The 24,009-nt window shown below is 69.4% G+C and carries 21 protein-coding genes; 11 read left to right on the forward strand and 10 right to left on the reverse strand.

What is annotated here, in order from left to right; translation table 11 throughout:
* Nucleotides 1-149: 149 nt before the first annotated feature.
* Nucleotides 150-3,164 (forward strand): alpha-mannosidase, encoded by a 3,015-nt coding sequence (locus tag BLW44_RS02915; protein ID WP_060927834.1) that lies wholly within the window; start codon nucleotides 150-152, stop codon nucleotides 3,162-3,164.
* A gap of 45 nt (nucleotides 3,165-3,209) precedes the next feature.
* On the opposite strand, the gene BLW44_RS02920 is transcribed toward BLW44_RS02915, so the two are convergent.
* Nucleotides 3,210-4,553: a DUF2252 domain-containing protein gene (locus BLW44_RS02920; RefSeq protein ID WP_060927833.1), complete on the reverse strand. Its 1,344-nt coding sequence runs from the start codon at nucleotides 4,551-4,553 to the stop codon at nucleotides 3,210-3,212.
* A gap of 42 nt (nucleotides 4,554-4,595) precedes the next feature.
* Between BLW44_RS02920 and BLW44_RS02925 the strand changes: the two genes are divergently transcribed.
* A complete protein-coding gene (locus BLW44_RS02925) occupies nucleotides 4,596-5,006 on the forward strand; it encodes an MmcQ/YjbR family DNA-binding protein (protein ID WP_060927832.1) in 411 nt (136 codons plus the stop codon).
* Between the two features lie 96 nt (nucleotides 5,007-5,102).
* Here the strand turns inward: BLW44_RS02925 and BLW44_RS02930 are convergent, their stop codons facing one another.
* Together BLW44_RS02930 and BLW44_RS02935 are read right to left on the reverse strand one after the other, a co-directional pair.
* The gene (locus tag BLW44_RS02930; protein ID WP_060927831.1) at nucleotides 5,103-5,765 is read right to left on the reverse strand and encodes a hypothetical protein; all 663 of its coding nucleotides are present in this window, start codon (nucleotides 5,763-5,765) and stop codon (nucleotides 5,103-5,105) included.
* The gene (locus BLW44_RS02935) at nucleotides 5,762-6,265 is read right to left on the reverse strand and encodes a MarR family winged helix-turn-helix transcriptional regulator (RefSeq protein ID WP_074731560.1); all 504 of its coding nucleotides are present in this window, start codon (nucleotides 6,263-6,265) and stop codon (nucleotides 5,762-5,764) included. Before BLW44_RS02935 ends, BLW44_RS02930 begins: the two co-directional genes overlap by 4 nt.
* Nucleotides 6,266-6,902: 637 nt before the next feature.
* Here BLW44_RS02935 and BLW44_RS02940 point away from each other — a divergent pair.
* Together BLW44_RS02940 and BLW44_RS02945 are read left to right on the forward strand one after the other, a co-directional pair.
* On the forward strand, nucleotides 6,903-8,603 hold the full coding sequence (locus BLW44_RS02940; RefSeq protein WP_074731562.1) for an HNH endonuclease signature motif containing protein: 1,701 nt from the start codon (nucleotides 6,903-6,905) through the stop codon (nucleotides 8,601-8,603).
* A gap of 64 nt (nucleotides 8,604-8,667) precedes the next feature.
* Nucleotides 8,668-9,042 carry a VOC family protein gene (locus BLW44_RS02945; protein WP_060928494.1) on the forward strand — a complete coding sequence of 125 codons (375 nt, stop codon included), beginning with the start codon at nucleotides 8,668-8,670 and terminating at the stop codon, nucleotides 9,040-9,042.
* Nucleotides 9,043-9,142: 100 nt separating this feature from the next.
* Here the strand turns inward: BLW44_RS02945 and BLW44_RS02950 are convergent, their stop codons facing one another.
* Complete coding sequence (locus BLW44_RS02950) at nucleotides 9,143-9,733, reverse strand: hypothetical protein (RefSeq protein WP_060928495.1); 591 nt, start codon at nucleotides 9,731-9,733, stop codon at nucleotides 9,143-9,145.
* A gap of 120 nt (nucleotides 9,734-9,853) precedes the next feature.
* Between BLW44_RS02950 and BLW44_RS02955 the strand changes: the two genes are divergently transcribed.
* A complete protein-coding gene (locus tag BLW44_RS02955) occupies nucleotides 9,854-11,080 on the forward strand; it encodes a glycosyltransferase (protein ID WP_060928496.1) in 1,227 nt (408 codons plus the stop codon).
* 11 nt (nucleotides 11,081-11,091) lie between these two features.
* Complete coding sequence (locus BLW44_RS02960; RefSeq protein ID WP_060928507.1) at nucleotides 11,092-12,351, forward strand: glycosyltransferase; 1,260 nt, start codon at nucleotides 11,092-11,094, stop codon at nucleotides 12,349-12,351.
* A 118-nt stretch (nucleotides 12,352-12,469) separates the two neighbouring features.
* On the opposite strand, the gene BLW44_RS02965 is transcribed toward BLW44_RS02960, so the two are convergent.
* The 3 genes from BLW44_RS02965 to BLW44_RS17930 all read right to left on the reverse strand — a co-directional run bounded on the left by BLW44_RS02965 (nucleotide 12,470) and on the right by BLW44_RS17930 (nucleotide 13,910).
* Nucleotides 12,470-13,099, reverse strand: a complete 630-nt coding sequence (locus BLW44_RS02965; RefSeq protein WP_060928497.1) for a hypothetical protein — start codon at nucleotides 13,097-13,099, stop codon at nucleotides 12,470-12,472.
* Nucleotides 13,100-13,113: 14 nt separating this feature from the next.
* Entirely contained in the window at nucleotides 13,114-13,677 is a 564-nt protein-coding gene (locus BLW44_RS17705; protein ID WP_139305228.1) for a hypothetical protein, read from the reverse strand.
* A 71-nt stretch (nucleotides 13,678-13,748) separates the two neighbouring features.
* A complete protein-coding gene (locus BLW44_RS17930) occupies nucleotides 13,749-13,910 on the reverse strand; it encodes a hypothetical protein (RefSeq protein ID WP_167347496.1) in 162 nt (53 codons plus the stop codon).
* Between the two features lie 89 nt (nucleotides 13,911-13,999).
* On the opposite strand from BLW44_RS17930, the gene BLW44_RS02980 reads away from it, so the two are divergent.
* Entirely contained in the window at nucleotides 14,000-14,977 is a 978-nt protein-coding gene (locus BLW44_RS02980) for a GlxA family transcriptional regulator (protein ID WP_060928500.1), read from the forward strand.
* On the opposite strand, the gene BLW44_RS02985 is transcribed toward BLW44_RS02980, so the two are convergent.
* Nucleotides 14,926-15,687: an NRDE family protein gene (locus tag BLW44_RS02985; RefSeq protein ID WP_060928501.1), complete on the reverse strand. Its 762-nt coding sequence runs from the start codon at nucleotides 15,685-15,687 to the stop codon at nucleotides 14,926-14,928. The genes BLW44_RS02980 and BLW44_RS02985 overlap by 52 nt on opposite strands.
* Nucleotides 15,688-15,807: 120 nt before the next feature.
* Here BLW44_RS02985 and coaBC point away from each other — a divergent pair, with 120 nt between their 5' ends.
* Both coaBC and BLW44_RS02995 read left to right on the forward strand, forming a co-directional pair.
* Nucleotides 15,808-17,022 (forward strand): bifunctional phosphopantothenoylcysteine decarboxylase/phosphopantothenate--cysteine ligase CoaBC, encoded by a 1,215-nt coding sequence (coaBC, locus tag BLW44_RS02990; RefSeq protein WP_060928508.1) that lies wholly within the window; start codon nucleotides 15,808-15,810, stop codon nucleotides 17,020-17,022.
* A gap of 89 nt (nucleotides 17,023-17,111) precedes the next feature.
* Nucleotides 17,112-19,322 (forward strand): ATP-dependent Clp protease ATP-binding subunit, encoded by a 2,211-nt coding sequence (locus tag BLW44_RS02995; protein ID WP_074731564.1) that lies wholly within the window; start codon nucleotides 17,112-17,114, stop codon nucleotides 19,320-19,322.
* A 73-nt stretch (nucleotides 19,323-19,395) separates the two neighbouring features.
* On the opposite strand, the gene BLW44_RS03000 is transcribed toward BLW44_RS02995, so the two are convergent.
* Nucleotides 19,396-19,983 (reverse strand): nitroreductase family protein, encoded by a 588-nt coding sequence (locus BLW44_RS03000; RefSeq protein WP_060928502.1) that lies wholly within the window; start codon nucleotides 19,981-19,983, stop codon nucleotides 19,396-19,398.
* 134 nt (nucleotides 19,984-20,117) lie between these two features.
* A complete protein-coding gene (locus tag BLW44_RS03005) occupies nucleotides 20,118-20,720 on the reverse strand; it encodes a TetR/AcrR family transcriptional regulator (protein ID WP_060928503.1) in 603 nt (200 codons plus the stop codon).
* A gap of 201 nt (nucleotides 20,721-20,921) precedes the next feature.
* On the opposite strand from BLW44_RS03005, the gene BLW44_RS03010 reads away from it, so the two are divergent.
* Both BLW44_RS03010 and BLW44_RS03015 read left to right on the forward strand, forming a co-directional pair.
* Entirely contained in the window at nucleotides 20,922-22,256 is a 1,335-nt protein-coding gene (locus tag BLW44_RS03010) for an APC family permease (protein ID WP_060928504.1), read from the forward strand.
* Nucleotides 22,253-23,968, forward strand: coding sequence for an amidohydrolase (locus BLW44_RS03015; RefSeq protein ID WP_060928505.1), 1,716 nt, complete (start codon nucleotides 22,253-22,255; stop codon nucleotides 23,966-23,968). The genes BLW44_RS03010 and BLW44_RS03015 overlap by 4 nt, the downstream gene beginning before the upstream one ends.
* Nucleotides 23,969-24,009: the final 41 nt, after the last annotated feature.

Raw genomic sequence — 24,009 nt, forward strand, 5'->3', positions numbered from 1 at the left:
TCGGTTTAGAGGCCAGGAAGTGCGAGTCGGAGCGCGGATCGCGAGTGGTGCTAGATCGCTTTAGTAAATCCGATAGCATTGTCGGCACCCCGTCCGCGCAGCGGACGTCCGTCGAGCCCCCTCTCACCGTCGAGCCCGGAGAACAGACCATGCATGACGACACCTCCCTCACCGTCGGCCGCGTCAAGCGCGTGCTCGACGAGCGCATCCGCCCGGCCGTCCATTCGGCCTCGGTCCCGCTGACGATCGAGGTGAACGAGCTCCCGGGAGAGCCCATCAGCCCCGCCGAGGGGCTGGCGCTGGACTTCGCGCCGGCATCCGTCCCCGCCCTCTGGGGACCCGCCTGGTCGACGACCTGGTTCAAGATCACCGGACGGGTTCCCGCCGAGTGGTCGGGACGCCGCGTCGAGGCGGTCATCGACCTCGGATTCGATATCAACATGCCCGGCTTCCAGTGCGAGGCGCTGGTCTACCGACCGGACGGCACGCCGGTCAAGAGCATCAACCCGCGCAACCAGTGGCTGCCGATCACCGAGACGGCGCACGGCGACGAGCCGGTGGAGCTGTACCTGGAGGCGGCAGCCAACCCGGTGCTGCTCGACTACCACCCCTTCCTCCCGACGCAGGAGGGCGACATCCAGACGTCCTCGCGCGAGCCGCTGTATCGCACACGCCGCATCGACCTCGCCGTGTTCGAGCAGGAGGTGTTCGAGCTCTCCCTCGACCTCGAGGTGCTGTTCGAGCTGCAGGCCGAGCTGCCGGCGACCTCGCCGCGGCGCATGCGGATCCTGCAGGCGATGGACGACGCGCTCGACGTGCTCGACCTGCAGCGCATCGTCGAGACCGCGCCCGATGCGCGCGCCAGACTCGCCCCCGCTCTCGCGGCTCCGGCCGAGGCCAGCGCCCACCGCATCTCGGCCGTCGGACACGCGCACATCGACTCCGCCTGGCTGTGGCCGGTGCGCGAGACCATCCGCAAGGTCGCCCGCACCACCTCGTCGATGACCACGCTGATCGAGGAGCAGCCCGACTTCCTCTACGGCATGTCCAGCGCCCAGCAGTACGCCTGGATCAAGGAGCACCGGCCGGAGGTCTACGTCAGGGTCAAGGCAGCCGTCGCCCAGGGGCGCTTCCTGCCGCTCGGCGGCATGTGGGTCGAATCCGACACCGTGATGCCGTCCGGCGAGTCGCTCGTGCGGCAGTTCTCATTCGGTCAGCGGTTCTTCGAGCGGGAGTTCGGCATCCGCTCGAAAGGCGTCTGGCTCCCCGACAGCTTCGGCTATTCGCCGGCGCTGCCTCAGCTCATGCGGCGCGCGGGCTTCGAGTGGTTCTTCACGCAGAAGATCTCCTGGAACCAGCAGAACGTGTTCCCGCATCACACCTTCCTCTGGGAGGGCATCGACGGTTCGCAGGTGTTCACGCACTTCCCGTCGATGGACACGTACAACTCGCAGCTCAGCGGCATGGAGGTCGCGAAGGCGTCTCGCCAGTTCAAGGAGAGCCGGATCACCTCGCGCTCGATCGCGCCGGTGGGCTGGGGCGACGGCGGCGGCGGGACGACCCGCGAGATGACCGGCAAGGCGAAGCGTCTCGAGAACCTCGAAGGCAGCGCCCAGGTCGTGTGGGAGCACCCGGACGACTTCTTCGACGCCGCCAGAGCCGAGCTCCCGAACCCGGCGGTCTGGGTCGGCGAGCTGTACCTCGAGCTCCACCGCGGAACCCTCACCAGTCAGCACGCCACGAAGGCGCTGCACCGCTGGGCAGAGCACGCGCTGGTCGAGGCGGAGCTGTGGGCGGCGACGGATGCCGTGCGCACCGGCACCGCCTACCCGCAGGCCGAGTTCGATCGACTGTGGGAGACCGTGCTCCTGCACGAGTTCCACGACATCCTCCCCGGCACGTCGATCGCGTGGGTGCACCGGGAGGCCGTCGAGGTCCTCTCGAACGTGCTGTCGGATGCCCGCGACCTCGCGGATGCCGCCCGCCGCTCGCTCGCGGGCGAGGGTGACCGTGCTCTGCGGTTCGTGCCGACCTCCGTCGGCACCTCCGTCGGCGGCGGCCATGCACTCGGTGCATCCTTCGCGGATGCCGAGAGCACTGCCGAAGCGGCATCCGTCCTGCTCTCCGGCGAGGACGGCGGATGGCGACTCGAGAATGAACTGGTCTCGGTGCTGGTCTCCGCCGAGGGGCTCATCGTCTCGGCTGTCGACAAGGCGACGGGGCGCGAGGCGGTCGCCGAAGGCCGAGCCGCCAACCTCTTCCAGCTGCACCAGGACTTCCCCAACATGTGGGACGCGTGGGACATCGACAAGTACTACCGGAACAGTGTCGACGACGTGACGGCCGCCGCATCGATCACGGCCTCCGTCGTCGATGGCGTCGCGAGCGTCGTGGTGACGAGGTCGTTCTCGGAGTCGACGATCGAGCAGACGATCACCCTCGCCCCCGGAGAGCGCACCGTGCTGCTGCGCAACGACGTCGACTGGCACGAGACGGAGAAGCTGCTCAAGCTCGCCTTCCCGCTCGACATCCAGGCCACGCACACCGAGGCGGAGACGCAGTTCGGGTACCAGTCGCGTGTCACGCACACCAACACCAGCTGGGAGGCGGCGAAGTTCGAGACGTCGATGCACCGTTTCGTGCTGGTGCGTGAGCAGGACTTCGGCGTCGCCCTGGTCAACGACTCGATCTACGGCTACGACACGTCGCGCGAGGTCTCGGACGACGCGGTGTCGACGACGGTGCGGCTCTCGCTGCTCCGCGCGCCGCGGTTCCCCGACCCCGACACCGATCACGGGCACCACGAGATCACGATCGGCTTCGTGATCGGGGCGGATGCCGCGGTCGCGACGACCGAGGGCATCCGGCTCAACACCATGCCCTCGCTGGTGCGTGGTGCCCGCGAGGTCGCCCCGCTCGTCTCGGTCCAGGGCGACGGCATCGTCGTCTCGGGCGTGAAGCTCGCGGACGACGGGTCCGGTGACGTGATCGTGCGCCTGTACGAGGCGCTCGGACGCCGTGCCGTCGGCGCGCTCACGGCGGACTTCGAGCATCGGGAGATCCGCGAGGTCTCCCTCATCGAGGATGAGATCGCGGAGCCCCGCACGGGCGGTGAGCTGCGGCTGCGGCCGTTCGAGGTGCGGACCCTGCGCATCGCGCGCTGAGGCCGGGGCGCCGGTTCCTGGCACCCAGGGCGTTCCGCGTCGAGATCAGCTCGCGGCGCGGAACGCCTCGTAGTCGGCGAGCGATACCGCCGCATACGCGTGCGCCCACTGCAGGAGGGATGCGGCGACGCTGCGTCCGCCGCCGATGTAACCGGCGACCTCGGCCGCGGTGACCGACTGGCTGTGGGCGCGTGCGATGACCGCCGCGCACGCCTGCGCGTACGTGACGAACGGTCCGTCGTCGAGCTCCTCGACCTCCACGCTGCCCTTCATGTCGTGGAACTGGCGGGCGTAGAAGTCTGCTGACGGGCTGCGCAGATGACCGAGGAACGGATCGGACAGTGCCTGCAGGATCCGCTGCATCGAGACGACCCTCGCCCCCTCGCCGTGTGCGTCGATCAGGTCGCGCAGCGACGCGGGCTGCTCGATGCGCCCGTACTCGACGAGAACGCTCTGCGATGCCTGCTTCGGCTGCATGAGCAGAGTGCCGTCCTCTCCGTCCTGGAAGAGCACGAGGTAGCAGCGCGTCCCGACGCTGCCGACGCCGACCACCCGTCGGGCGACGTCGCTGACGGCATAGTGCTCGAACAGGAGGGCGATGTCGGCGTTCGCCGTGCGCCGGTACTGCTCGACGAGGTCGTGCACCAGGAGGCGCAGGTCGTCGTCGATCGGCGTCGTGGTCGGTGCCTGATGCACGAAACGACGACGGCCGGCGGCATCCGCTTCCGTCAGCCGTCGTACCGCGCGCTCGCCGGTGCGGCGCTGGGCCTGGGCGACGGCGGCGCTGATCGCGCGCCGCGAGGGCTTGTCGAGCATGCCGCGCGTGGACTCCACGTCGAAGTGGGTGAAGTAGCGCTCTTTCGGGCTGAGGGCGGTGATGCGCCGGATGCCGCGCGCGTAGGAGTCGACGGCGGCGAGCACGGCCTGGTCGATCACGGCATCCGCGCGCCCGGTGGCTCGCCCTCCGACGACGATGCTGGCCGCGAGGCGTTTCACATCCCACTCCCACGGAGCCCAGGCGGCCTCGTCGAAATCGTTGAGATCGAACATCAGGCTCCGCTGCGCTGAGGCGTAGAAGCCGAAGTTCGACACATGGGCGTCGCCGCAGGACGCCACCAGGATGCCGCTGTGCGGCGCGTCGCCCAGGTCGGCGGCCATCAGCGCGGCCGTACCGCGGTAGAAGGCGAACGGACTGGCCGCCATCCGTTCCGCCCGCAGGGGCACGAGCTCGGGGATGCGTGTGCGGTCCTGTCGTGCCAGGATGCCCAGCGGATCACGCTCACCCGCGCCGAGGTCGGCGAGGGCGCGACGTGGAGTGCTGCGGCGCGCATCGGCCCCTCTGGCGCGGAGCCGGGCGGGGGATGGCGGCGCTGACCACTCTGTGCTCATCGGGCCATTGTGGCAGTCGGTCTGCGGGAGGACGATAGGCGGATGGCGACCATCGACGACGTCCGTGAGATCGCTCTCACGCTCCCCGGTGTGACGGAGCGGGTCGGCGGTCACACCGGCGAGCCGTCCTGGCGGCTGCCCAGCGGGCAGATCGCCTGGATCCGCGGACCCAGCAAGGTGGATCTGCGTCAGCTCGCCGACCTCGGCCTGGAGTGGCCGGACGGGCCCGTGCTCGGCGTCCGAGTCGGAAGTGTGGAGGAGAAGGCCGCGCTGCTCGCCGCCGAACCGGACGGACTGTTCTCCATCCCGCACTTCGACGGATACCCGGGGCTGCTCGTGCGGTTGGACGCCGTCGAACGCGACCGGCTGGCCGAGATCCTCGCGGACGCCTGGCTCGTCAGGGCACCCGTGCTCGTGGCGAAGAAGTGGCTCGCGGAGCGCGGGCTGGACTGATCGCGGGCGAGGGCTGGCAGGCTGGATGCCAGTGCTCAGGGTGCCACTGCGCGGTCGGGTCGGGGTGCGGGATGTCAGTGCCCCGGCGGGCAGTGCTCAGTCGGGCAGGAGGAGGGGGCGTGCCGCCGCCAGGAAGGCGCGTGGATCGTCGGCCCAGAGCCGGACTCGATCGACCACGTGGATCCCGCCCTTCGGCGCGAGTCCTGGCAGGCGGATCTCGACGGGGCGCTCGAGCTCGATGTTGGTCTCGTCCTGCATCCGCTCCGCATACTCCGAGCCGGTGACGCGGCGCTGCTTCGGTTCGTCGACGCGTCGGTCGATCGCGACGGAGGCGATGTCGCTCCAGGCGAGGGGGACGTCGAGTTCCAATCCGCTGCGCACGCGCACACCGTCGGGGCCGACGGTGTGCGGCCGCATCAGCATCGCGCAGAGGAGTCCGAGCATCCAGGTGACGCCCCAGATCCCGAGGATCAGGAGTGGGATGCGGACGGCCGGCCACGGGTGCACGATCAGATCGGTGATCGGGATCTCCACGGCGGAGAGGCCGATGAAGATGGACAGCACCGTCAGCACGGGGCGGTGGTAGCCGATTCCCGTCGCGCCTTTCGCCACGGCGGGGCGGCGCGCGATCGCCCGGCCGATGCTGGAGTACACGCGAAGCTCGGCGATCCATGCTCTGCGCAGGAAGTCGAGTGCGCGGGCGAGCGGCGTCGGGTTGGGTGCCGGGGTGGGTGTCGTGGCGTGCAGTTGCTCGGTCATGGCGTCGCGGGGGTGTCGGGGGCGGTTGGGGTGGGTGGTGTGGTTGGGGTGGCCGGTGCTGTGTCGTTCGTGGCGGCGTGGACGAGTCGCTCGAGGTGTGTCGCCACCGCGGTCAGGCCCCTCTCGAGAGCGGGCCGGTCCTCCGGTGCGACCGCCTCGAGAAGGGAGGCATTGAGTTCGGCGTGCTCCTCCTGCATCCGAGCCATGGTCGCCTTCGCGTCATCGGTCAGCTCGACCAGGACGGCTCGTCGGTCGGTGGGATGCGGCGTGCGGCGGACATGTCCGGAGCGCTCGAGGGCATCGACGAGCCCGGTGATGTTGCGCGGGGTGACCTCGCACAGTGTCGCAAGGGTCTGCTGGGTGGAGGGGCCGGAATGCTGCAGAACCCAGAGCAGATGGACCCTGGTCGGCGTCAGGTCGGTGCCCGCGAAGGCTCGCGCCATGTCCCTCTGGAACAGGTCGCCGATCTGCAGGAGTCGGTCGACGAAGAGGATGTCCATGATTGTGATGGTACTACATTGTTACCTATATTCACTATTTTGGCTTCGGTGGGTGACCGTTAGGGTCGATTCCGCACCGGGAGGCGGTGGCGGGGTCGATTCCGCACCGGTGCCGCTAGCGCGGTCGATTCCGCACCGTGCGTCGCTGGCGGGGTCGATTTCGCACCGTGCGTCGCTGGCGGGGTCGATTTCGCACCGGGAATGGCCTCCAGCGGTGCGAATTTGACCCCGCACTGAGCGGGCGGTGGATTTCGGCGTTCGTCCATGGTTTCGGAGCGCCATCCCTCCCTGTCCTCACGGGCCCCCGCTTCGCGTCCGTGCGCTCTTGTTCATCTCCTCTGATCCGTCCTCTGCGCTCTGCCTCGGTTGTTCACTCCGTTGTGTCTGGTCCGGTTCGGGCGCTCCGGTCCGTCTCGCGTTCCCCTGGTCGGGTTCTCCGGTCCCCCTCGCGTTCCCCTGGTCGGGTTCTCCGTTCCCCCTCGCGTTCCCCTGGTCGGGTTCTCCGGTCCCGTTCGCTCTCCCCAGTTCAGGCTCTTTCGCGTGCTATGCCGGGAGATTGGAATACGGGGTCTGATCTGGGGTTCTGGGGGGTGGTTTCGGGGGGCGAATGTCGGTGGGGTGGGGTTGACTGGCGGGTATGAACAGCACCGTGCAGCGTTTGGATCAGGTCATCAGTGACCTGTCCGGGGTGTTGTGTGATGACGTGTTGGCGGGGTTGTCAGACGCGGAGCGGGTGGAGGTGCTGCAGCGGGCGGGGGCGGCGTTTCGGCGGGCGGAAGCGGTGGTGGTGGAGACGCTCGCGACGGCGGATGCGGTGGGGTTCCCGCATGCGGTGGGGTGTCGGAACGCGACCGAGTTGTTGCAGCGGACGGTGCGGGTCGAGGTGCGTTCGGCGACGCGGGTGGGGACGACGGTGACGCGGGTGCGTCGGGAGTCGAGTCTGGTGTCGGGGGAGCGGCTCCCGGCCCGGTGGCCGCATATGCGGGAGGCCCTGTTGGATGGGGTGGTGGGGGTGGCGGGGTTCTTGGCGGCGACGGGTCCGATCGAGAAGGTCTGGGACCGGCTGAGCACCGATCAGCGTCTCGCCGCGGACCTCGCCCTGGCCGGTGCTGCCCGCGGGCACGGTCTCGCCCCGGTCGATGACCCCGACGGTGACGACCCCGACGCGAGTGACGTGGATGACGCTGACGAGGCTGCGGATGCGGAGGCGGGCGTCGATGACGATGGCCCTGCTCCGACGACGGATGATCTGTCGAGCCTGGGGGAGGGTCTTGCGTCGATCTTCGATCCGGATGGGGAAGAGCCTAAGGATGAGGATGCGCGGCGTCGCCGGGGTGTGACGATCGGCCGGTTGAAGAACGGCTTGCACGCGATCCGCGGGTATCTCACCCCGGAGGTCGCAGCACAGTTGCTGCTGATCATGGACGCGATCCTGAACCCCAAAGGCCCGGGAGCTCCGATGCCCGGGGTGTTCTTCACCCCCAGTGACACCAGCACTGCCACCGACACCAGCACTGCCACCGACACCAGCACTTCCACCGACACCAGTGACACGGGCGCGAACTTCGAGTCGGCTGACTCCGCTGACGCTGACGCTGACGCTGACGCTGACGCTGACGCTGACGCTGACGCCGGCACGGATGCGACAGATGCTCACGATGGGGAGGATCCGTTCAATTCGGATCCGCGGAACGTGTTCGATGACCGCACGACGGAACAGAAACGCCATGACGCTCTCGCGGCTGCGCTCGCGATCGCCGCCCGCCACACGGACATGCCGACCCTGGGAGGGGCGGCGCCGACCGTGGTCGTCACCGTCGACGCGACCGATCTCGCCACCGGGACCGGGTGGGCGACCATCGCCCGCACGGGCGCACACCTGCCCGTCTCCGTCGCCGCACAGGCCGCATGTTCGGGGGCGATCCAGCGGGTCCTGTTCGATGAGGGCCGCATCATCGGGATCACCAGCACCGACCGGGTCTTCACCGTCCACCAACGCCGCGCGATCATCGCCCGCGACAAGGAATGCCTCATCCCCGGCTGTCACGTCCCCGCCTCCTGGTGTGAGATCCACCACGTCACCGAGCACGCCCGGGGTGGCCCCACCCACACCGACAACGGTGTCCCGTTGTGTTGGTGGCACCACCGCTCCCTGGGCACCTCCCTCTGGGAGATCCGCATGAACAACGGCCTCCCCCAAGTCAGAGGACCAGGATGGTGGGACCCCGCCCACCACTGGCGCACCCCACGACACAGCACACCAGCCGACTCGGGGAGCCCGCCGGGCAACACCCCACAACACGGCACCGTCGAACCGACACTCCGTCGCGCCGGCTGACCCAGCGACCGCCGGACTCGATCGTCAACGCACAATTCGCTCGTCAAAGGAGTACAACAGCACCATGAGCACAGACGTCGCAGGGATAGGTGGACTCTTCTTCCGCAGCAGAGATCCGGAGGCGCGCGCCGAGTGGTATCGCGAGCACCTCGGCATCGGCGCCGGGGACGAAGGCATGTGGAACCAGGAAGCCGGGATGACGGTGTTCGCCCCGTTCGCCTCGGACTCCGACTACTTCGCGGCCGATCAGCAGTTCATGATCAACCTTCGCGTGAAGAACCTCGAAGGCCTCGCCGCGCGACTCGAGGCGGCGGGGATTCCCGTCGAACGCAGAGACGAATGGAACACCGACGAGTACGGCACGTTCGCGCGGATCCACGATCCCGAGGGGCTGGCGATCGAACTCTGGGAGCCGCCGACGACAGCCGACGAGAGCTGACCAGCCCGCCCCGAACCTGACCAGCCCGCCCCGAACCTGACCAGCCCGCCCCGAACCTGACCAGCCCGCCCCGAACCTGACCAGACCCCCCGAGCCCCGATCAGGCCGGGTCGAGTCGCAGCACTTCGGGCGACTCGCCGCCGGTCAGCTCGTCGGCGATGCGGATGCTTCGAGCCAGGTCGTCGAGCGCACCGTCGAGGGCTCCGAAGCGCTCGCGGTCGCTGCTGACGGCGGTCAAAGTCACGAGGTGGGTACCGGTGTCCCAGGTGTACGTCACGAATGGAGGCGTCGCGGGCGTCGGCGGCATCGCCACCACGAGCTTCTCCCCGGTGCCCAGCCAGCGACTCGAAAACGACTGCGTGTCGTCGTAGTCCATCGGCATCGAGGCTCGGGCGATGCGCACCTCCGGAGTCAGCGCCTGCACCGTCGCCATCGCGACCACCAGCTCGGGGTCGGCCTTCCACGTCCACACCAGCACCCGGGCGTCGGCCCGCCGCATCAGCAGCGGGGCGGCCTGGCTCATCGCCCACGCACCCAACCGGGACCCCGGTCGCTCAGTGACACCGATGGCCGAGTTCACCTGTCCCAGCAGCATCCGGATCGCCGCCTTGCGATGGCGGCGCCCCCGCCACCCCAGCGACTCCGTCACGGGGATCCACAGCTGGGGGTCGGCGTCGGCAGTCAGTCGCATGGCTCCACGCTAGAGGGTGAGGCTGAGGGATGCCGGTAAGCCTCGGCCGCCCGATCAGGGCCCTCGGGTAGAGTGGCCAGCGCCCGATCGGGCTCCCTGGCCGCCGTACCGTAAGGCAGAATGTCCTCCTCTACCTCCGATCCGACGAGTGCTCCCGACGTCGCCCCCGACTCCGGACAGCGCCCGCTGCGCATCCTGATCGGATGCGACACCTTCGCACCCGACATCAACGGCGCCGCCCGCTTCGCCGAGCGTCTCGCAGCGGGTCTGGTGCAGCGCGGACACGACGTGCACGTCTCTGCGCCCAACCAGGCGTACCGCCGCACGACGCCGCGCACCGAGGTGATCGAGGGCGAGCCGATGACGCTTCACCGGCTTCCGTCGGTGCGCTGGTTGCCGCACGACTGGCTGCGCTTCGTCTGGCCGTGGCGCGCCAAGCACTACGCGCGGAAGGTGCTCGACCGAGTGCAGCCTGATGTCGTCCACATCCAGTCGCACATCGTGATCGGTCGCGGCCTGGCTCGGATCGCCCACCAACGGGGCATTCCTGTCATCGCCACGAACCACGTGATGGCCGAGAACATCCTCGACCACTCTGTGTTCCCCGACTTCATCAATCTCCCGATCATCAAGCTCGCCTGGGCCGATGCCGCGCGCACGCTCAAGCTCACCCGCGCGGTCACGACGCCCACGCGCCGAGCCGCGGACTTCCTCGAGAAGACGATCGACCTCACCGGTGTCATCCCTGTCAGCTGCGGCATCGACCGCACGCAGTACTTCCCGGTGATCGGTCCGCGCGAGCGGAACCGCCTGATCTTCGTCGGCCGCCTCACGGCGGAGAAGGAGATCGAGGTCATCCTGCACGCGATGACGAAGCTCGACCCCGCGCTCGAGACGACCTTCGACATCGTCGGCGGCGGCGATCAGCGCAAGAAGCTCGAGCACCTGGCCCACGATCTCGGCCTCGATGAGCAGGTCGTCTTCCACGGCCGCACCACCGATGAGGAACTGCGGGCGCTGCTCTCGCGCGCCTCGGTCTTCACGATCGCGTCGATCGCCGAGCTGCAGTCGATCGCGACCATGGAGGCTATGGCCTCGGCCCTGCCGATCGTCGCGGCGAACGCGGTCGCGCTGCCGCACCTCGTGCATGACGGTGAGAACGGGTACCTGTTCGAGCCGGGCAACGCCGACGCCCTCGCCGCACGGCTGACCGATGTGCTGACTGCCGACCGTGCGGAGTTCGAGCGGATGCAGCAGGCATCCCTCGACGGCGTCGTGATCCACGACATCAACCGCACACTCGACACCTTCGAGGCGCTCTACCGCGACGAGCCGCTGCCCGAGTGACCTCGCGCGCCATGCACATCGTCTTCTTCGCCGACCAGCACCTCGACTCGCTCGGCGGAGCGCAGGTGTCGATGCGACTGCAGCGCGAGTTCCTCGAACGGGCCGGGCACACCGTGACAGTGGTGGCGCCCCGGATGCACGGCGCGCGCGCCGGTCGCAGTGGCACCCTCTCCTCCATCGATCTGCCATCCGTGCCGATCACCGTCGACCGCGAGTACTCGATGAGCTGGCCCGGACGAGCCACGGATCGTTTCCTCGACCGTGCGATGACCCGCCGTCCTCCGGTGGACCTCGTCCACGTGCAGGCCGACTTCTGGGGCGCGTTCATCGGCCGCCGCTACGCTACGCGGCACGGCATCCCCGTCATCGTCACCATGCACAACCGGGTGGATGTCGGCATCGCCGCCGTCACTCCGCTGCACCGGCCGGTGCTCGCGGCGCTCAACCTCTGGCGCCGCGCCACGCTGCGGGACGCCGTCGAGAAGGCCGCCGGCAGCGACAGCGTGCGCGGGGTCGAGAACGGGCGAGACAGTGAGAGCGTGCGCGGCAGCGACGGCTGGGCGTTCCTGCGCGGCCTCGCCCGCGGAGCATCCGCCGTGACCGCGCCATCGACCCACTTCGCCCGTCGCCTCGAAGAGCACGGCGTCTTCACTCCGGTCGACGTCGTCTGGAACGGCATCGACGACGACATCCGAGAGGCGACGCTGGCCACAGCACCGTCGGATCGCGAACCGGGCCGGCCGCGCTTCGTGTGGCTCGGGCGTATGAGCCCCGAGAAGCGCCTGTTGCCGTTCCTCGAGGCGTTCGTGGACTCAGGGGTCGACGCCGACCTCGAGATCATCGGCGGTGGTGCGCAGCGTCCTGCCGCCGAGAGGATCGTCGCCGGTACGGCGAATGTCCGCTTCGCCGGCAAGCTCAGCTACGAGAAGACCCTCGCTCGCATCGCCGCGGCGGACGCGCTCGTCCAGACGTCCATCGGATTCGAGACGCAGGGGATGACTCCGTTCGAAGCGGCGACCCTCGGTACACCGTCCGTCATCAGCGACCCCGACATCGCGGCCGAGCTCGGAGGAGGACTCTGGGCGGTCCCGGGAGCCGAGGGCAACGAGGAGCAGCGCAAGGCGGGTCTCGTGGAGGTACTCCGACGCGCCGCCTCCGACATCGCCGCAGGCACAGCGCCCGTTCCGATGCGGGAAGTGGCGGAGGCCTTCCGCCAGTCGTCGCGCACCGCGGCCATGATCGAGGTGTACCGGCGCGTGCTCGCGCGCTGAATGCGGCCCGCGTCGGTCGGCTGATCATCGCGTGCCCGTGCAGGGATGACGGCGCGTGCTCTTGTCGTGCTGCAGAGTGCGAGCGTTGAGTGTCGGCGGCGTGCCCGAAGCCGGAGTATCAGAAGCCGATGTAGTACATCAGGCTCGACATCCACGACACCAGAACGGTGGCGACGGTGCTGCCGGCGAGACCGACGGCGATCGCGGCGAGCAGATGCGGTGCCGGGCGGCGCAGCGCGATGAGGCCGAGCACGAGTCCGGCGACGGCGGCGATCAGGACGACGACCAGGATGAGGTTCGACACCACCTCGACGGCGTCGTATCCGACGCTGGAGTACAGGAACGGGGTGATCAGCAGCACGAACAGGTCGGCCGCGACCGCGAGCAGTGCGACGATGAACGCCGTGCGCCCGAGGTTGCCGCGGGCGCCCGGGCCGGTGGTGCCCTGCGGGACGCCGGCGGCGGGCGAACCGTACGGCTGGCCGGGCTGAGCGTAGGGCTGGCCGGGCTGAGCGTAGGGCTGGCCGGGCTGAGCGTAGGGCTGGCCCGGCTGCGAGTAGGGCTGGCCGGGCTGCGAGTACGGCTGACCCGGCTGGGCATACGGCTGGCCGGGATGGGAGGACGCCTGGCCGGGGCGCGGCTGCCCCTGATGGACAGAAGACTGGTCTGGCTGGGCATACGGCTGGCCGGGCTGCGAGTACGGCTGGCCGAGCTGCGGGTCGGGCTGGGGCTGCTGCGGATCTGTCATGGATGTCTCCGGGCTCAGAACGTGAAGGCGTAGAAGAGGTTCGACACCCAGGAGATGACGATTCCGGCGATCTGCGTCGCCGCGATGCCGATCGCGATGCCCGCCAGGATCGGCGAGCCCGGACGGCGCACCGCCATGAGGCCCAGAATGAGCGCGACGATCGCGACCACGAGCACCAGCCCGTTCCCGACCGCGCTGACGAGCCCGATGGCGTAGGTGTCCTGAAGCGTGCGGATGATCACGGGGAACGCGAGGGCTACGAGGAACCCGATGGCCAACGAGGCGAGCGAGAGGATGAGGGCGACTCGGCCGAGACCGTTGCCGGGGGCTTTCGCCGGCGCGCCCGGGTACGAGTGCGTCTGGCCCGACAGGTACGGCTGCCCCGGATGCTGCGGCTGCCCTTGATACTGCTGATTCTGCTGCTGCTGGCCAGGAATCCGGTGCGGCTGGTCAGGATGCTGCTGCGCGGGTGGCTGCTGCGGCTGGCCTTGATACTGCTGTTTCTGCTGCTGCTGGCCAGGAGTCCGGTGCGGCTGGTCAGGATGCTGCTGCGCGGGTGGCTGCTGCGGCTCGCTCATGTCACGAGCGTAGCCCGCGCTGTCGGGTCCGCGGGAGACCCTTGCGCGAAGCGGGTGAGGGGGCCTCCGCTTCAGCGGTAGAGGTGGCCGGCTTCGGCGCTGTCCAGACTGTCGCGTCGGCTGACGCGGGACCAATCGGTGGGGATGGGGCGGTAGCCGTCGCGACGGAGCTCGACGATGGTGGCGACGAGCGCCCACAGGCCGAGGGCGAGGAGTGCGATGAGAATTATCATGGCAGAAACGCTACGTTCACTCTTGATCTGCCACGAGTGGCCGAATAGACTCTGAACGTAGGAAATCTGCCAAACCCCGGGAGTGCCTCATGCTGAAGACCGTCGCCTGCATCATCCAGGACGGTTTCGCGCCGTTCGAGTTCGGTCTCGCGTGCGAGGCTTTCGGACTCGACCGATCGAACGACGGGGTGCCGAACTTCGACTTCCGCGTCATCGCTCCGCATCCGGGGGTCGTGACCTCGAAGCTGGGGTTCTCTCTGAACGTCGAGCACGACCTGTCATTCGCCTACGAGGCCGACCTCGTCATCTTCTGCCCGGTGCCCAGGGAGTACTGGGGCCAGATCGACCCGTTGCTGCTCGAGGTCGCGCGGGATGCCGTCGCGCGCGGCGCGTGGGTGCTGACGATCTGCAGCGGCTCGTTCATCCTGGGAGCGGCGGGAGTGCTCGACGGGCGACGCGCGACCACGCACTGGATGTACTCCGAGGTGATGGCCGAGATGTACCCGCAGATCGACATCGACCCCGATGTGCTCTTCGTGCAGGACGGGCGGATCATCACGAGTGCGGGCACTGCGGCGGGCATCGATGCCTGCCTGCACCTGCTCCGCCAGGAGCTCGGGGCCGAGCTCACCAACCGCATCGCCCGGCGCATGGTCGTGCCGCCGCAGCGCGACGGTGGCCAGGCGCAGTTCATCGACCGCCCCATCCCGGTCGTGCCGAGCGATTCGCTCGCCGCCGTCGCCGACTGGGCCGTCGAGCATCTGCGCGATGACCTGGGTGTCGATCAACTCGCCGCCCGTGCGCTGATGTCGCCGCGGACCTTCGCCCGGCGGTTCAAGGCCGAGTACGGCGCGACGCCGGCGGCGTGGCTCGCCCGGCAGCGGGTGCTGCATGCGCAGCGGCTGCTCGAGCGCAGCGACCTGCCGCTCGAGCAGATCGCCGACGAGTGCGGCTTCGGATCAGCCGCTGTGCTGCGACAGAACTTCTCGCGAGTGCTCGGGACGACGCCGACGGCCTACCGCGCGCGCTTCTCGTGTGCGGACGACGCCGAGTCGTCTGCGGCCTGACCGCCCGGTGCCGCATCCCAGTGCCCGGGGCTCGGCAGCGCCTGATAATCGACTTCGACTGCTGCTGGCGTGATCTCCGCCGTGCAGTACAGCAGCGACTGGGTCGGGTAGCCGTGCGGGCGGTTGTCGCGGATGATCGCCCGATCGTCTTGCGGGTCGAGTCGTGCGGACGACGCGAGAAGGCCCGTCCACGCGCTCGCCCAGTCCGCGCTCTCGGCCGTCGGACCCAGCGCGCGGAACTCGGGCAGCCAGGCGGCGATGCGCGCTGTGCCAGGGTCGTCGACATCGTCGTGGGCGATCATGTGGATGCCGTCGGCGAGTGCCGTCTCGCGCAGGTCGGCGCCGTCCCAGCTGAGCACCCGCGCTCCGTCAGGACCGACCTCGAGCAGGTTGAACCCATGCATGGGCAGCGGGGCGACAGGGGAGCGGCCCAGAGCGGATTCGAGCACGAGGGAGCCGCGGGACACCGCTGCGTCCGCGGCGAGGTCGCCCACGTCTGCCCTGTTCAGCAGGACGGCGAGCCGTCTCTCGGAGGCGTTCACCGCCATCCAGGCGCCACCGGCCCGACGGTCGCGGATGCCCGAGACGCCGGGGTACGCGTCCGGCCACCAGTCGCCCAGAGCATCCCATTCGCGCTGCGGATCCTCGTCGCGCACGGCGAGCAGCCGGGCGTCACCGGTCCCTGCCACGTCGATCACCACTGTGCACACGGCCCTCATTCTACGAGCGGGGCATGGGTGCGGGCCCGACGAGCGGGCCGGACGAGCGGACCGGACGAGCGGGGTGCGAGAGCGGGCCCATGAGACCGGATGCTGCGGCAGAATCGAATCGTGAACATCGTCGTCGGGGTTACGGGTGGCATCGCCGCATACAAGACAGTGCACCTGGTGCGGCTGCTGACCAAGGCGGGTCATGACGTCACCGTCGTACCCACCGAGGACGCACTGCGCTTCGTGGGCACCCCGACCTGGGAGGCGCTGAGCCGGCATCCCGTCACGACCAGCGTGCACGACGATGTCGCCCGCGTCCGTCACGTCGCGCTCGGTCAGGGCGCCGACCTCGTCGTCGTCGCACCGGCGACCGCCAACTCGATCGCGAAGATCACCGCCGGCATCGCCGACGACCTGCTCGGCACGACGCTGCTCGCCACCGAAGCTCCGGTGCTGCTCGCCCCGGCCATGCACGCCGAGATGTGGCGGAACGCCGCCACGCAGGCCAACATCGCCACGCTCCGGAGTCGGGGCATGCACCTCGTCGGCCCCTCGGACGGCGAGCTCGCCGGCGGCGACAGCGGGCCGGGGCGCATGGCGGAACCGGAGGAGATCTTCGACAGGGTCGTCGCACTGCTCGGTCCGCGTGACTTCGAGGGGCTGCGCGTCGTGGTCTCCGCCGGAGGCACGCGCGAGCCGATCGACCCGGTGCGCTTCCTCGGCAACCGCTCCAGCGGACGCCAGGGGGCAGCGCTCGCCGCGGATGCCGCCGCACGGGGAGCCGAAGTGACCCTGGTCGCGGCGAACATCTCCGCCGACGTGCTGGCCGAGGCCCGGCATCCGTCCGTCCGGGTGGTGGCCGTGGGCACGGCCGCGGAACTCGCCACCGCGATGAAGGGAGCCGCCGCAGCTGCCGACGTCGTGGTCATGGCGGCGGCCGTCGCCGACTACCGTCCCGCCTCGGTCGCCGCACATAAGCTCACGAAGGAGCAGGGCGTACTCACCCACCTCGACCTCGTCGAGAACGAGGATGTCGTCGCCGCTCTCGCCTCGGCGCGTGCGCAGGGCGGGGCGCCGAGCGGGCAGACCATCGTCGCGTTCGCAGCCGAGACCTCCGAGGATGCCGAGGAGCGCCGCGACCGGGCCCGCCGCAAACGCGAGCGCAAGGGCGTCGACCTGCTCGCGGTCAATCTCGCCAACGCGGAGCGGGGGTTCGAGCGACTGGACAATGCGGTCGAGATCGTGGGCGAGGGGGGTGCCGTCGTGCGGGCAGCGGAGGGAACCAAACACCAGGTCGCGGCAGCGATTCTGGACGTTGTGCTCGGCGTGCGCTAAACTTGAGTCAAGTCCACTCAACTTTTCGGACGCTCATGCTGCGAACGCTGAGCCATCCGTGACCAGAAGGAGTCTCCCAGGAGGAACGCATGCCAGGCCCACAGAGCGCGCAGAACGATGACCAGCAGTCCGCCCTCGAGCAGTTCGGGATCAACCTCACCGACCGTGCCCGGCAGGGCAAGCTCGACCCGGTGATCGGTCGTGACAGTGAGATCCGCCGGGTCAGCCAGGTGCTCACCCGTCGCACGAAGAACAACCCCGTGCTGATCGGCGAGCCCGGCGTCGGCAAGACCGCCGTGGTAGAGGGGCTCGCGCAGCGCATCGTCGCCGGTGACGTGGCCGAATCCCTCAAGAACAAGGAACTGGTGTCTCTCGACATCTCGGCCCTCGTGGCCGGTGCGATGTACCGCGGCCAGTTCGAGGAGCGGCTGAAGAGCGTCCTCAAGGAGATCACCGAGTCCGAGGGGCAGATCATCACCTTAATCGATGAGCTGCACGTGCTGATGGGGGCGGGTGGTGGCGAGGGATCGGTCGCCGCATCCAACATGCTCAAGCCCATGCTCGCTCGAGGCGAGCTGCGTCTGATCGGTGCGACCACCCTCAACGAGTATCGCGAGTTCATCGAGAAGGATGCCGCCCTCGAGCGGCGCTTCCAGCAGGTCTACGTCGGCGAGCCGACCGTCGAGGACACGATCGCGATCCTGCGCGGACTCAAGGGGCGCTACGAGGCGCACCACGGGGTGACCATCTCCGACAGCGCCCTGGTCGCTGCCGCCGCCCTCTCGAACCGCTATCTGCCCGCCCGGCAGCTGCCCGACAAGGCGATCGACCTGATCGACGAGTCGATGTCGCGGCTCAAGATGGAGATCGACAGCTCGCCGGTCGAGATCGACCAGCTCAAGCGCCAGGTCGATCGGATGAAGCTCGAAGAACTCGCCCTCAAGCGCGAGAAGGACGCCGCGTCCAAGGAGCGCCTGAGCGCCCTGCGCGAGCAGCTCGTCGGCATGGAGGCCCAGCTCGCCGAGCTCGAGGCCCGCTGGGCGCGCGAGCGCCAGGGGCTGAACAGGGTCGGTGACCTCAAGAAGCAGCTCGACGATGCGGTCACGCAGCGCGATCTCGCGATGCGCGAGGCCGACTACACCCGCGCGTCGAAGCTCGAGTACGAGACCATCAAGCGCCTCGAGCGCGAGATCGCCGAGGCGGAGCAGGCCGAGGCCGCGGTTTCGACCGAGGGCCGCATGGTCAACGAGCAGGTCACGGACGAGGACATCGCCGCCGTGATCGCCGCATGGACCGGCATCCCCGTCGGTCGGCTGCTGCAGGGTGAGAGCGAGCGGCTGCTGCACCTCGAGTCCGAGCTCGGCCGGCGCCTCATCGGACAGAAGGATGCCGTCAAGGCGGTCTCGGACGCGGTCAGGCGCTCGCGCGCCGGCATCAGCGACCCCGGACGTCCGACCGGCTCGTTCCTCTTCCTCGGCCCCACCGGCGTCGGCAAGACCGAGCTCGCCAAGGCGCTCGCGGACTTCCTCTTCGACGACGAGCGCGCCATGGTGCGCATCGACATGTCGGAGTACGGCGAGAAGCACTCGGTCTCCCGGCTCGTCGGCGCCCCTCCCGGCTACGTCGGCTACGAGCAGGGCGGTCAGCTGACCGAGGCCGTGCGGCGGCGTCCGTACAGCGTCGTGCTGCTCGACGAGGTCGAGAAGGCGCACCCCGAGGTCTTCGACGTGCTGCTGCAGGTGCTCGACGACGGTCGCCTGACCGATGGCCAGGGGCGGACGGTCGACTTCTCGAACGTCATCCTGATCCTGACCTCGAACCTCGGATCGCCGATCCTCATCGACCCCATGCTCTCGCCCGATGAGAAGCGCGAGCAGGTGATGGCGCTCGTGCGCCAGGCGTTCCGTCCGGAGTTCCTGAACCGTCTCGACGACGTGGTGATGTTCTCGACGCTCACCGAAGACGACCTCGCGCAGATCGTCGAGCTGTCGATCGACCAGCTGCATCAGCGTCTGCACGATCGCCGGCTCACGCTCGCGGTCACCCCCGACGCGCGGTCGTGGCTGGCCGAGCGCGGCTACGACCCGGTGTTCGGCGCGCGGCCGCTGCGCCGCCTCATCCAGACCGAGGTGCAGAACAAGCTCGCCACCGCGCTTCTCGCGGGCGGGGTGCACGACGGCGACACGGTGCGGGTCGACGTCTCGGTCGACGGCAACAGCCTGGTGCTCACCTCGACCTCGCCCGAACCCGAGCCCGGCTCCGACGATGATGTGATCGAGGCCGAGCTGCTCGACGAGTAGCGGACCCGGGTATGACGAGAGGGGCGGATGGTGTCGCATCCGCCCCTCTCGTGTGTCGCCCGCGGGCGATGCGTCAGGCGCTGAGGACGACCGTCTCGGCGATCGGGCGGCGGACGCGCGGGGCGACCTCGCGCTCCTGCAGGACCTCCGGAAGCGTCTCGACATCGCCGAACTCGCCGACCGCGATGACGGTGGCAGGCACGAAGCGCTCGTCGAGATCGGCGAACTCGCGGACGACCTCGGGGTCGAAGCCGCTCATCTGGTGCACGACGAGTCCGTCGTGGTGCGCCTGCACGGAGAAGTGCGCGACCGCCTGGCCGAGGTCGTAGAAGGCGTGGGTGATCGGGGTGCCGTCTGCGGCTGCCGTCTCGGCGATCGCGACGACGAGCACGGCCGCGTTGCCGGCCCAGGCCTGGTTGAAGCCCATCAGTGAGTCGACGACCTGTGCGTGCAGAGCGGTGCCGCGGCGGGCGACGATGAAGCGCCACGGCTGCGAGTTGTTGGCCGAGGGGCTCCAGCGGGCGGCTTCGAGAGCGGTGGCGAGCTTGGCCTCGTCGATCGCGTTCTGCGCGTCGTAGGCGCGGGGGCTCCAGCGCCCGGCGAGGACGTCGAGGACGGGGTGCTCGGTGGGGGCGGTGCGATCGATCACGGGAGTGCTCACGGGTATGCCTTTCGACAGGAGTTTTCGACTGGGGTGGATCGGACTCCGTCGTCCGCGTACGAGGATCTCAACGAATGCATGTGAATGCATATTCCCGGCGATGACGGGTGTCGCCGCCTGCTCGTCGAAAGCGGTCAGGAACGGGTCGGGCAACCCAGCTGCTCGGCGACCGCGCGCATCGCGGCGGCGGCCTTCGGCACCGTCATAAGGGCGTTGCCGCCGACGATGTGGAGGCCGTACGCGTCTTCCAGGGCGACGAACGTCATGGCGAGCTGCTCGTCGTCGAGGCCAGGGTTGAAGACCCCTGCCTCGCGTCCGGCGGCGATCACGCCCCGGTACGTCTCGAGCTGGCGCACGTAGAGCTTCTGCACGAGCTCGTCATGCAGGGCGGAGTTGCCCGCGAGGACGTCGAACTCGTACAGCAGGCTCATCAGGGCGTCGTCCGGGCCGTCGGGGAGGCCGGCATCGATCGCGGCGCCGAGCCGGGCCCGAGGGTCGTCGATGCGGGCGAGCACGGCGTCGCGCTCGTCGCAGAAGCGCTGGATGCCCGCCGCGTGCGCCTCAACGAGCAGGGCGTCGAGGTCCTCGTAGTAATACAGGATCGCCCCGCGGGTGAGGCCGGCGGTCGCGGCCACGTCGGTGAGCGAGAGCGAGCGGAGTCCGTGCTCCTTGCCCGCCGCATAGGTGGCGTCGATGAGGGCTGCGCGCCGCTCCTCCTGTCGCCTGGGTCGTGCCATTCCTTGACACTACCGGAGCGCCGTGTCACACTCGGGGAGTTCTTTGACGTTGGAGTCAAAAAACTACCCGCACGACTCGGACCGCGACGAAGAGAGCCCGATCATGTCCCACCCGAACCCCGCAGCGGGGCTGCCCCCGCTGGACACCGCAGCGTCGACGACCCACGGCGGTCAGCTCTCGCGATCGGAGTCGGCGGCAACGTGCTCATCACGCTCTCCGGCATCTCGCCGGCCTCGAGCGTCTTCATCCTGGGCGGCGCCGCATTCGCCGGCTACGGCACCGGCGTCTTCTGGGGGTTCATCCTCGCCGGAGTGATCAGCCTGCTGGTCGCGCTCTGCTACGCGGAGCTCGGGTCGCGGCATCCGCTCGCCGGCGGTGACTACACCCTCGTCAGCCGCGTCCTCGGACCCGCCGCCGGGTCGGCCGTCTTCTTCATCAGCCTCATCTCGCTGCCCCTGATCGTGGCCATCTTCGCCCTCGGCGTCGCGGACTACCTCGGCGTCGCGATCGCGGGCCTCGACCCGCTGTGGACGGCGGTCGTCGTGATCGTGCTCGCCACGGTCACCGCGTGCTTCAACATCCGCACCAACGCCTGGGTGACCGGGGCGTTCCTGTTCATCGAGATGGCCGCGCTCGCCTACCTCACCGTCCTCGGGGCCATCCACATCGAACGCCCGCTCAGCGACCTGCTGAACCCGCAGGCGCTGAACGACGCCGGCGGCCTCGCGCCGCTCGGCATCGCGGGGCTCGTGCTGGCCGTGACGCAGGGCATCTTCTCGTACAACGGCTACGGCGGAGCGATCTACTTCGCCGAGGAGACGAAGGACGCCCGTCGCACCATCGCGAAGGCGCTGCTGTGGAGCGCGGTCATCACGGTGCTGGCCGAGATCATCCCGCTCACCGCGATCATGCTCGGTGCCGACACGCTGGAGGAGCTGTTCGGAGCGGACCTCCCGGTTGAGTCGTTCCTCTCCGCGCGTTCCGGCGATGCGGTGTCGACGGTCATCCTGATCGCGATCGCCCTCGCGATCGTCAACGCCATCATCGCCATCGTCCTGCAGGCAGGTCGCCTGCTGTTCGCGGCCGCTCGCGACGGAGCGATGCCGCCCGCCGTCGCCGGGAGGCTCGCCCGCGTCTCGCCGCGCACCCGGATGCCGGTCGCCTCGACGATCACGATGGGGGTCATCGCCCTGATCGGCTGCTTCGTCCCGTTCGACGTGCTGCTGAACGCGACAGGCTCGACCCTCGCCTTCTCCTACGGGTTCATCGCGCTCGCCGCCTTCGTCGTCCGCCGCCAGCCCGACGTCGCCGGCGGCAGCTACCGGATGCCGTGGTGGCCGCTTCCGCCCGTGATCGCGATGGTCGCGATCGCGACCATCTTCGTGATCGGCATCCTCGACCCTGCCCAGTGGCTGAGCCTCGGCATCTCCGCGGGGATCATCGCCGCAGGGTTCCTCTACTACGCGCTGTACCTGCGGGCGAACCCCGGCGCGATCCATCTGCTCGAGGCCGACGACGATGAGCGCACCGCATGAGCGTCGACACCCTGATCACCGGCGCCCGCGTTCGGACCTTCGATCCCGCGCAGCCCTGGGCGGAGACCGTCGGCATCGACGGGGACCGGATCGCCTATGTCGGACCGGCATCCGAGGCTCCGGTGGCCCGGCGCACGGTTCACGCGGAGGGGCGCCTGCTGACCCCGGGCATCATCGACAGTCACAACCATCTGCTGCTCGGCTTCGATGAGGACGCGGTGTCGCTGGAGGGGGCGCACACGCTGGACGAGGTGCGTCGCCGCATCGCCGAGTTCGCCGCCCGCCGCGCCGATCTGCCCTGGATCTGCGCGGAGAACGCCGTCTACTCGATCGTCGAGGGACGCCGCCCGAACGCCGCCGACCTCGCCGGGGTCACCGACCGCCCGGTGTTCGTCACGACCTATGATCAGCACTCGGTGTGGCTGAACGCGCAGGCGCTGCAGGTGCTGGGCATCGCGGACGGGCACGACATCGCCTGGGGACGCCCGGAGCGGGATGCGGCGACAGGCGCGGCGACGGGATGGGTGACCGACTTCTACACGAGTGCCATGACGATCGCCGGCCTCGCGGAGCTGCAGCGCGACATCCCGATGTACTCGCCGGAGCGTCGCTACCGCAAGCTCCTCTCGAGCATCCGGATGGCCACCGCGAGCGGCATCACGACCGCCGTCGAGCCGCAGGTGCCGCTGGCGGAGATCGGGCTGTTCCAGCGCGCGCTTGCCGCGGGCGAGCTGACCTCTCGAGTGATCACCGCCCTGTTCCACCCGGTCGGCGCCGACGGAGCGTTCCGGCAGCGGCTCGTCGAGGCCGTGCGCGAGGCGGCGTCGGATGCCGACGCCGAGGGGATGCTCCGGCTCGGACCGCTCAAGCTCTACGCCGACGACGTGATCGAACCGCACACCGCACTCATGCTCGAGGACTACGCGAATCGCCCTGGAGTGCGCGGGCGGCCGAGCTATCCCGGTCGAGAGCTCGTCGAGGTGATCTCCGAGCTCGACAGGCTCGGCTTCCAGACGCACACGCACGCGACGGGGGATGCCGGTATCCGCCTCGCCCTCGATGCGATCGAGCAGGCCGGTCGTCGCAACGGCACCGTCGATCGCCGACACGGTGTCGTGCACGTCGAGTGCCTGCATCCCGACGATCTGCCGCGATTCCGGCAGCTCGGTGTCACGGCGGCGATGCAGCCGAGGCACTGCTCGCCCGACCTCGTGGCCGGCACCTGGATGGAGAACATCGGCGAGGACCGCTGGTCGCGGGCGTGGCGGTTCCGGAGTCTGCTCGACAGTGGTGCGACCGTGGCCTTCTCCAGCGACTGGCAGGTCGGCGAGATGGACCCCCTGGTCGGGCTCTACTCCGCCGCGACCCGCGCGGGACTCGACGGAGCGGAGGCCTGGACGACCGGAGAATCAGTGGGCCTGGACCGATCGCTCGAGGCCTACACGGTCCACGGCGCCCGAGCCTGGCACGCCGAGGGCGACCGCGGCCGCCTGCGCGCAGGGATGCTCGCCGATCTGGTCGTGTGGTCGGATGATCTCTACCGTCACGCCGAGGATCCGGCCGGTCTCCTCGACCAGCACGCCGAACTCACGGTGGTCGGCGGGCGCTTCGCCCACTCTGCGGGAGCGCTCGCCGCGGCCACCGGTGCTCGTGCCGAAGACCCCGTCGCGGCCGGCATCGGCGTGGGGGACCAGCACGTGCACACGCACTGATCTCTGCTGTCGGACGAGCAGGAGCCGTCGTGCGACACCTG

Source organism: Microbacterium hydrocarbonoxydans (assembly GCF_900105205.1).
Classification (GTDB): domain Bacteria; phylum Actinomycetota; class Actinomycetes; order Actinomycetales; family Microbacteriaceae; genus Microbacterium; species Microbacterium hydrocarbonoxydans.

What these genes read in the sequence shown, in the direction of transcription:
- BLW44_RS02930 (WP_060927831.1), bottom strand. Translation starts at nt 5,765, where the DNA reads ATGACCGAGCAACTGCACGCCACGACACCCACCCCGGCACCCAACCCG.
- BLW44_RS02955 (WP_060928496.1), top strand. Translation starts at nt 9,854, where the DNA reads ATGTCCTCCTCTACCTCCGATCCGACGAGTGCTCCCGACGTCGCCCCC.
- BLW44_RS02940 (WP_074731562.1), top strand. Translation starts at nt 6,903, where the DNA reads ATGAACAGCACCGTGCAGCGTTTGGATCAGGTCATCAGTGACCTGTCC.
- BLW44_RS03015 (WP_060928505.1), top strand. Translation starts at nt 22,253, where the DNA reads ATGAGCGTCGACACCCTGATCACCGGCGCCCGCGTTCGGACCTTCGAT.
- BLW44_RS17705 (WP_139305228.1), bottom strand. Translation starts at nt 13,677, where the DNA reads ATGAGCGAGCCGCAGCAGCCACCCGCGCAGCAGCATCCTGACCAGCCG.
- BLW44_RS02935 (WP_074731560.1), bottom strand. Translation starts at nt 6,265, where the DNA reads ATGGACATCCTCTTCGTCGACCGACTCCTGCAGATCGGCGACCTGTTC.
- BLW44_RS17930 (WP_167347496.1), bottom strand. Translation starts at nt 13,910, where the DNA reads ATGATAATTCTCATCGCACTCCTCGCCCTCGGCCTGTGGGCGCTCGTC.
- BLW44_RS02995 (WP_074731564.1), top strand. Translation starts at nt 17,112, where the DNA reads ATGCCAGGCCCACAGAGCGCGCAGAACGATGACCAGCAGTCCGCCCTC.
- BLW44_RS02915 (WP_060927834.1), top strand. Translation starts at nt 150, where the DNA reads ATGCATGACGACACCTCCCTCACCGTCGGCCGCGTCAAGCGCGTGCTC.
- BLW44_RS02965 (WP_060928497.1), bottom strand. Translation starts at nt 13,099, where the DNA reads ATGACAGATCCGCAGCAGCCCCAGCCCGACCCGCAGCTCGGCCAGCCG.
- BLW44_RS02960 (WP_060928507.1), top strand. Translation starts at nt 11,092, where the DNA reads ATGCACATCGTCTTCTTCGCCGACCAGCACCTCGACTCGCTCGGCGGA.
- BLW44_RS02920 (WP_060927833.1), bottom strand. Translation starts at nt 4,553, where the DNA reads ATGAGCACAGAGTGGTCAGCGCCGCCATCCCCCGCCCGGCTCCGCGCC.
- BLW44_RS02980 (WP_060928500.1), top strand. Translation starts at nt 14,000, where the DNA reads ATGCTGAAGACCGTCGCCTGCATCATCCAGGACGGTTTCGCGCCGTTC.
- BLW44_RS02945 (WP_060928494.1), top strand. Translation starts at nt 8,668, where the DNA reads ATGAGCACAGACGTCGCAGGGATAGGTGGACTCTTCTTCCGCAGCAGA.
- BLW44_RS02950 (WP_060928495.1), bottom strand. Translation starts at nt 9,733, where the DNA reads ATGCGACTGACTGCCGACGCCGACCCCCAGCTGTGGATCCCCGTGACG.
- BLW44_RS03005 (WP_060928503.1), bottom strand. Translation starts at nt 20,720, where the DNA reads ATGGCACGACCCAGGCGACAGGAGGAGCGGCGCGCAGCCCTCATCGAC.
- BLW44_RS02925 (WP_060927832.1), top strand. Translation starts at nt 4,596, where the DNA reads ATGGCGACCATCGACGACGTCCGTGAGATCGCTCTCACGCTCCCCGGT.